Origin of the sequence: Providencia sp. CIM-Carb-044 (assembly GCF_033901115.1) — a bacterium.
Classification (GTDB): Bacteria; Pseudomonadota; Gammaproteobacteria; order Enterobacterales; family Enterobacteriaceae; genus Providencia; species Providencia hangzhouensis.
This window is the reverse complement of sequence record NZ_JAXADV010000046.1, coordinates 1,196-2,397: the sequence shown is the minus strand read 5'-3', so window position 1 is coordinate 2,397 and position 1,202 is coordinate 1,196. Positions and strand designations below refer to the sequence as shown.

Annotated in this window: 1 protein-coding gene; it reads right to left on the bottom strand. The window is 37.6% G+C overall.

Annotation, left to right across the window (positions count from 1 at the left end):
* Window positions 1–100: 100 nt before the first annotated feature.
* Window positions 101–1,202 (bottom strand): transposase (locus SJ312_RS23110; protein WP_283027448.1); only part of this gene is annotated, 1,102 nt, incomplete at its 5' end.

Here is a 1,202-nt window from a genome sequence, read left to right as displayed (position 1 = left end):
TTGGGGTTGTGTGCCCATTTCATCGAAAAGTCCAAAGTTTGCTTGTAGCCCTTTGATATCAAGGACTACAGCCGATATATAGTTTAATAATATTAATAGACTATGCCGCTAAGCTTAACGACTCTTCTGAAATAAGAGGATCTAAATTCTCCAGTAATCTTTCCAGTACAATATTATCTTTTTTAAGGCCAAAGGTGTAATTACCGGCCAGCTGTATATGCTGCCATGCGACAGGTGATAACTCAGCTATCATATTCACCGCTTCTTGATTATTTTCACGCGCAAATTTTTCAATCAAACTGGATAATAATGCAGAATTATAATAAATAATGCAGTTAGCAATGATACGAGCACAATCATTCCATTGTTCTATCTGGTAATCATCGCCACCTCTGAATTGATTACCATTAATTGACGCAATTGCACGCCGTAATTGATGGTAAGCCTCACCCCGATTAAGTGCTTGTTGGACAAACTGCCTGAGCATTTTGTCATCAACATAATCGAGAACGTATAAACACTTAATTATTCGGTCATATTCACGAAGAGCCGCTAAGGTGCGATTGTTTTTCTTACTGTTAGAAAGCTTAGTAATCACCGTGCTTTGTGTCGTCGTTTTACGGCTTAATGAACAAATTATCCATTGAATATTTTCCCACTCTTCTTGAATGAGTGATAAGTTGAGCGATTTTTTAAGTTTCAGGGAAAGGATTTCATCATACTCGATCTCAAACAATTCATTAAAAACGTGTTTAAATTTTGCATATCGCGGGGCAAACTGATACCCAAAGAGATCAAGGATAGCAAAGTTTACATTGTTAACGCCATGCGTGTCTGTTGCTAATGTTTTGGGCTGAATATGGCTGGTATTATTATAGAGTAAATCGAATGCGTGGTGAGCCTCATATTCATTGGCTGAAATCACTTTCGTATTTATTGGTACATGATTTGAAACTAATGTGAGTGCTGATACGCCTTTCCCTTTTCGGAAATATTTAGCAGAAAAACGGGCTTTAAATGTATTGATTCGGCAACCATGTTTTTGGCCATCAATACTACCAAATGGGGCACTTTCGTTAATCGTATAATATTTGAAAATGGGGAGTTTTGCTAAAGCATCAGCTATCATATCATTAGCTTCACTCGTTGTTTCAGGCCTAATATAACCATCATTGACGGCTCTAAGCACACCGATGGCTCTA